We start from the raw sequence: 6,437 nt of genomic DNA, 5'->3' as shown, positions 1-6,437 counted from the left end.
GCTTGTGGCTGCGGGACGCGGGCTGTGGCAGGCCGGCAGTGACCGGCCCGAACTCAAGTTTTGATGTAAACCGAGTTTCGAGTTTAGTAGATCTGCGGGAAGCCGAGGTCAATGACTGAGGTGGACGGGTCCGGCCAGCGGGTGGTGACCACTTTGCCGCGGGTGTAGAACCTGATGCTGTCCGGGCCGTACATGTGGGTGTCGCCGAACAGCGAGTTCTTCCAGCCGCCGAAGGAGAACGTGCCGACCGGGACCGGGATGGGGACGTTGACGCCCACCATGCCGGCTTCGACGTCGAACTCGAACTGCCGCGCCGCCCCGCCGTCACGGGTGAAGATGGCCGTGCCGTTGCCGAACTCGTTCTCGTTGACCAGCCGGACGGCGTCGCTGTAGGAGTCGACGCGGACCACCGACAGGACGGGGCCGAAAATCTCGTCGTCGTACACCTTCATGCCGGGCTTCACGTGGTCCACCAGGCTGACGCCGATGAAGAAGCCGTTCGAGTCGAACTGCTGCGAGCGCCCGTCGACGACGACAGTGGCGCCTTCGTTTTCCGCCCCTGCCACGTAGGAGGCCACGCGGTCCCGGTGCTCGGCGGTGATCAGCGGCCCCATCTGGGAGGCCGGGTCGGTTCCGGGGCCGATCGTGAGGCCGGCCATGCGGGTGGAAATCGCCTGCACCAGGTCGTCCGCGATGTTGCCCACGGCCACGAGGACACTGACGGCCATGCAGCGCTCCCCTGCCGAACCGTATGCCGCCGAAACCGCAGCGTCGGCAGCCATGTCCAGGTCGGCGTCGGGCAGCACCACCATGTGGTTCTTCGCACCGCCGAGGGCCTGGACCCGCTTGCCGTGGTCGGCTGCCCGCTTGTAGATGGACTGCGCGATGGGAGTGGAACCGACAAAGCTGACCGCTTTGACGTCGGGGTGCTCGAGCAGGACGTCAACGGCTTCCTTGTCCCCCTGGACCACGTTCAGCACCCCGGCGGGCAGCCCCGCTTCGGCGAAGGCCTCGGCAATGAAGATGGCAGCGGAGGGGTCCTTCTCGCTGGGCTTCAGCAGGACGGTGTTGCCGCAGGCAAGGGCGCTGCCCACCATCCACAGCGGCACCATGGCCGGGAAATTGAACGGGGTGATGCAGGCCACCACGCCCACCGGCTGGCGCACGGAGTGCACGTCGATGCCGCTGGAGACCTGCTCCGAGCGTTCACCCTTGAGCATGTGGGACAGGCCGGTGGCGAACTCGATGTTCTCCAGGCCGCGGGAGATTTCACCCTCGGCGTCGGAAAGCACCTTGCCATGCTCGCTGGTGAGGAGCGCTGCGAGCTCGGGCTTGCGCTGATTCAGGATTTCGCGGACCCGGAAGAAGATGTTGGTGCGCTTGGCCAGGCTGGTGGCGCGCCAGGCCGGAAGGGCCGCGCGGGCGGCGGCGATGGCCTCTTCGGTCCGCGCGGCCGAGGCCAGCACCACCTGCTTCTCCTGTTCGCCGGTGGCGGGGTTGAAGACGGGGCCGAAACGCTCGGCGTCGCTGACGCGGCTGCCGTTGATGAAGTGCGGAATGGTTTCCAAGGGAAGTCTCTTTTCGTGCTGGGTCGGGATGAGCTGTGGCGGACCGGGCTACTGGACCCGGGCTGCTTGGCAGGGTTACTTGGAACTGTCCAGCGAACCGTCGGCGAGCTTGATGATCATCGAGCAGTCCTTGCCGGCTTCACCGGCGTCGATGAGCTGCTGGAACAGCTGCTGGACGTGCCTGCCGATCTCCAGCGGCGTGCCGGTGTCTTCGGCGGCGCTGATGGCAAGGCCGATGTCCTTGTTGGCCAGTTCTGTGGTGAACGTGGGGGCAAAGTCGTTGTTGGATGCGGCGGTGGAAACCACGCCGGGCACCGGGTACCAGGTCCGCAGGGCCCATGAGTCCCCTGAGGAAACGGACGCAATGTCCCAGAAGACCTGCTTGTCCAGGCCCAGCCGGTCGGCCAGGACGGCACCCTCGGCGGTGGAGGCCAGGTTGATGAAGAGCATCAGGTTGTTGCAGATCTTGGCTGCCTGTCCGGTGGTGGCCCCGCCGGTGGGGATGATGTTGGCTGCCATCGGAGCGATGTAGCCGGTGGCGTCCGCCACTGCACCCGCCTCGCCGCCGACCATGAAGGTCAGGGTCCCTGCCTTCGCCCCGCTCATGCCGCCGGAGACCGGGGCATCCACGAAGCGGAAGCCGGCGGCAGCGGCGGCGTCGTGCAGTTCCTGGGCGGACGCGATGTCGATGGTGGAGGAGTCCACGAGCAGCGTGCGGGTATCCGCGTGGGCCAGCACACCGCCGTCGCCGAGGTAGACGGCGCGGGCATGCTCGCCCTTGGGCAGCATGGTGAAGACTGCGTCTGCGCCGTCAACGGCTTCGGCGATGCTGCCGACGGGTTTGACGCCTGCCTCTTCGGCGGCGGCAAGTGCCGCGGGGTTGAGGTCAAAACCGCGGACGTCGTGGCCGGCCTTCGCCAGGTTCGCTGACATGGAACCGCCCATGTTTCCGAGGCCGATCCAACCGATTACTGCCATGTCGCAAGCTCCTTCGCTTCGGGTCCGGCCGCCTGGCCGGAAGGTCTGTGTCCACGATCACACCCTGCTAGAGTGCATTCAAGGGGAAAAATTGAAGACGGCATGTGCACTGATGCACATCGAGGGAAAGGCTTGCCGTGGACACAAGGCGGCTTCCGAGTCCGGACGACCTGCTGATCCTGCTGACCGTGGCTCGCCTGGGCCGGTTCAACGCGGTGGCGGAGACACTGGGCACAACGCACACCACCATTTCCCGGCGGATCCTGGCCCTGGACAAGCAGCTCGGCGGGCGCACGCTGGAGCGCAGCCCGCACGGCTGGGAGCTGACGCAGCTCGGCGCCTCCGCCGTGGAGGCGGCGGAGGCCATCGAGAACACGCTCGGGTCACTCTCCGGCCTGATCAGCCAGAACCAGAGCGCACTGTCCGGGCTGGTGCGCGTGGCGACGACGGACGGCGTCGGAGCAGTGTTCGTCACCCCCGCGCTGGTCCGGCTGCAGCGGCAGAACCCGCAGCTGAATATCGAGATGTTGAGCGCCACCCGGAAGGTCAGCCAGAACAGGTCCGGTGTTGACCTGGAGATCGTGGTGGGCAGGACCGACGTCAGCAACGCCCAGACCATCTTCCTGAGCAATTACTACCTGCGCCTCTACGCCAGCCGCGGCTACGCCGCGGAGCACGGAGTGCCGGAAACGCTCGACGACGTCGGGCAGCACGGCTTTGTCTCTTACGTCGAGTCCGCGCTCCAGGTGGCGGAGCTGGGGCACCGCTGGTCCTCGCAGCTGCCCATGCCCACCTCAAGCTTCCAGGCCACGAGCGTGTTCGCCCAGGTGGAGGCCGTGCGGCAGGGAGCCGGTATTGGGCTGCTGCCGAACTTCATGGTGGCCGGCCAGGCGGACTTCGTGCCGGTGCTCGCTAACGACTTCGAACGCCAGCTCCCCATCTGGGCCGTCGCCCGTCCGGAGTCCCTCCGCTCGGCACCGGTGCAGGCCGTCATCGCCGCCCTGAAGGAAGAAGTGAAGGACCGGGCGGCGCTGCTGGCAGGCTGAAACCCCTCTTGCGCGGGCCGGCGGCGGGCTCCGTCAGTGCCGTCAGGCCTGGAACAGCCGCCTGACCACCTGCCCGGACGCCAGCGCATCCAGTCCCTCGTTGATCTCGGCGAGGGGCCTGGTGTCCGTGTGCAGCAGCCCAACCGGCAGCTTGCCCTCCCGCCAGTAGCCCAGGTACAGCGGGATATCCCGCCCGGGAACGGCGTCACCCATGTAGGAACCCAGCAGGCGCTTGCCGGCTCCGGCAAACTGCAGCGCGGGCACCGTCAGCTCGGCGGAGGGATGGGGCAGGCCCACCGAAACCACCGCACCGCCCCGGGTCACGTGCCCGAGGCAGGCGGCAATCACGCCGGCCGATCCGACCGCTTCGATGGCGACGTCGACGCCGTCACCCGCCGCCTCGGCAATCAGGCGGGCAGCGTCGTCGGGCGTCCCCACCGCGGTGGCACCGCAGTCGATGGCAAGCTGGTGCTTGCCGGGGTTGGGATCGATGGCGATCACACTGCCGGCCCCGGCGAGTGCGGCGGCCATGACCGCGGAGAGGCCCACCGCCCCCAGCCCGAAAACAGCCACCGACTGGCCGGCCGTGACGGCGGCCGTGTTGAGCACGGCTCCCATGCCGGTGAGCACGGCGCAACCGAACATGGCCGCCACAGTGTCCGGGACGTCGTCGTCAATCACCACCACCGACTCCCTGGCCACGACGGCGTAATCGGCGAACGCCGAGACGCCCAGGTGGTGGTTGATCCGCTCCCCCGCGGGCGTCCGCAGCAGCGCCTCACCGTGCAGCAGGTCGCCGGAGCCGTTGACCTCGGCCGCCCGGTGGCAGAGGGCAGGACGCCCGGACCGGCAGGCGCGGCAGTCCCCGCAGCTCGGCACGAAAACCAGCACCACGTGGTCGCCGGGCGAGACGCCGGAGACGCCGTCGCCCACGGACACAACACGCCCCACCGCCTCGTGGCCCAGTGCCATGGGAAGTGGCCGCACCCGGGAACCGTCCACCACCGACAGGTCCGAATGGCACAGGCTGGAATACGTGATGGCCACGCCCAGCTCGCCGGCCCGGGGCTCGGGACGCTCCAGCTCCTGGACCACCAGTGGCCGGGCACTTGCATAGCTGGGCTTCTGCCCGGCACCGCCGGCCGCGCCATCGGCGCTCGGGGCTGTGCCTGTTTTGGGGACGGTGTCTGATTTGGGGACGGTGGAGTAGAGGACTGCTGCTTTCATGGAAATCCTTGGTGTCAGTGAACGGGCAACTGCCCGGTCCCGCGTGCGCAGCGGGCCGGGCAATTGCTGTTATTGGCAGGTGCAGGGTCGGCGCCTGGCGGTGGCGGGGCCTACTTCTTGCCGGCGGCCAGCAGGTCCGCGGTGCCCTTGGCGTCCGCAGCATCCACGTCGTGCAGCGAGATCCCGCGGGTTTCCTTCAGGAAGAACACCGCGACGGCTGTGACAGCGCAGGCGATCAGGAGGTAGATGGCCACCGGAACGGAGGACTTGTAGGTGCCCAGGAGCGAGGCGGCGATGATCGGGGCCAGCGAGCCGGCGACGATGGAGGTCACCTGGTAGCCCAGCGAGACGCCGGAGTAGCGCATCCGGGTGGGGAACATTTCCGCCATGATCGCGGGCTGGCCTGCGTACATGAGGGCGTGGAACAGCAGGCCGATCATGATGGAGGCCAGGATGATGATGTCGTTCTTGGTATCCATCATGGGGAAGGCGAAGAAGCCCCAGGTGGCACCGAGGATTGCGCCGGCCATGTAGACGGGCTTGCGGCCGAAGCGGTCGGACATCTTGCCCACCAGCGGAACAGCAACGAAGTGCACGGCGTGGGCGAACAGCAGGAGCATCAGGATGCGGGTCGTGTCGGCCTGGACCACCGTCTTCAGGTAGGTGATGGAGAACGTCACCACAAGGTAGTAGAGGATGTTCTCGGCAAAGCGCAGGCCCATGGCAGTGAAAACGCCGCGCGGGTAGCGCTTGAACACCTCGGCAACGCCGTAGCCCTTGTGCCCGGCCTCGACCTCTTTGCGGGCCTCGAGGAAGATCGGGGCGTCGTTGACCTTGGTGCGGATGTAGTAGCCGATCAGGACGATGACGGCGGAGAGCCAGAACGCGACGCGCCAGCCCCAGCCGAGGAAGGCTTCCTGGGTGAGCGTGGAGGACAGGATGAACAGCACGGCCGTGGCGAGCAGGTTGCCCATCGGAACGGCGGACTGCGGCCAGCTGGCCCAGAATCCGCGGGACTTGCTGGGGCTGTGCTCTGCCACGAGGAGAACTGCGCCGCCCCATTCACCGCCGACGGCAAAACCCTGGGCAAACCGCAGGAACACCAGCAGCGCCGGGGCCCAGTAGCCGATCTGCTGGAACGTCGGCAAGCAACCCATCAGGAAGGTGGACACGCCCACCAGGATGATGCTCAGCTGCAGCAACTGCTTGCGGCCGAATTTGTCGCCGAAGTGGCCGAAGACGATGCCGCCGATGGGGCGGGCAACGAACCCGACGGCGTAGGTCAGGAACGCGGCGATGATGCCGTCCAGCTCAGTGCCGGCGTTGGGGAAGAAGGTCTTGCCAAAGACCAGGGTGGCGGCAGATGCGTAGAGGAAGAACTCGTACCACTCCACGACGGTGCCGGCCATTGAGGCCGTAACCACCTTCTTGAGGCCTGAGGCCTTTACGTCGGTTTCCTCTGCGCGCCTGACGGCGGAGCTTTCCGTACTCATTGCGAACTCCTTCGGCGTCGTCGTCGACACCACGGGGACCAGTCGATGGCGGTCGGGTGTGATGCGCACCACGAACGCCGGATTCAACGAGTATGGTCTGCCTGCGACGCAAGCTCAACGCCAAA

5 protein-coding genes are annotated in these 6,437 nt (G+C 67.2%); 1 reads left to right on the top strand and 4 read right to left on the bottom strand.

Annotation, left to right across the window (positions count from 1 at the left end; translation table 11 throughout):
- Positions 1 to 83 precede the first annotated feature (83 nt).
- Together ACFUTU_RS05670 and mmsB are read right to left on the bottom strand one after the other, a co-directional pair.
- A complete protein-coding gene (locus ACFUTU_RS05670; protein ID WP_377961729.1) occupies positions 84 to 1,568 on the bottom strand; it encodes a CoA-acylating methylmalonate-semialdehyde dehydrogenase in 1,485 nt (494 codons plus the stop codon).
- 75 nt (positions 1,569 to 1,643) lie between these two features.
- Positions 1,644 to 2,546 carry a 3-hydroxyisobutyrate dehydrogenase gene (mmsB, locus tag ACFUTU_RS05665; protein WP_377961726.1) on the bottom strand — a complete coding sequence of 301 codons (903 nt, stop codon included), beginning with the start codon at positions 2,544 to 2,546 and terminating at the stop codon, positions 1,644 to 1,646.
- 137 nt (positions 2,547 to 2,683) lie between these two features.
- Here mmsB and ACFUTU_RS05660 point away from each other — a divergent pair, with 137 nt between their 5' ends.
- Positions 2,684 to 3,592: a LysR family transcriptional regulator gene (locus ACFUTU_RS05660; RefSeq protein WP_377961723.1), complete on the top strand. Its 909-nt coding sequence runs from the start codon at positions 2,684 to 2,686 to the stop codon at positions 3,590 to 3,592.
- Between the two features lie 42 nt (positions 3,593 to 3,634).
- Here ACFUTU_RS05660 and ACFUTU_RS05655 read toward each other — a convergent pair whose 3' ends face one another.
- Together ACFUTU_RS05655 and ACFUTU_RS05650 are read right to left on the bottom strand one after the other, a co-directional pair.
- Positions 3,635 to 4,819, bottom strand: a complete 1,185-nt coding sequence (locus ACFUTU_RS05655) for an alcohol dehydrogenase catalytic domain-containing protein (RefSeq protein WP_377961720.1) — start codon at positions 4,817 to 4,819, stop codon at positions 3,635 to 3,637.
- A gap of 110 nt (positions 4,820 to 4,929) precedes the next feature.
- Positions 4,930 to 6,312 carry an MFS transporter gene (locus ACFUTU_RS05650; protein WP_377961717.1) on the bottom strand — a complete coding sequence of 461 codons (1,383 nt, stop codon included), beginning with the start codon at positions 6,310 to 6,312 and terminating at the stop codon, positions 4,930 to 4,932.
- Between the last annotated feature and the right edge of the window lie 125 nt (positions 6,313 to 6,437).

It is taken from the genome of Arthrobacter sp. NPDC057388 (genome assembly GCF_042668165.1).
Taxonomy (GTDB): domain Bacteria; phylum Actinomycetota; class Actinomycetes; order Actinomycetales; family Micrococcaceae; genus Arthrobacter.
The sequence above is the reverse complement of the archived record's forward strand: the minus strand, read 5'-3'. Positions and strand labels throughout refer to the sequence as shown.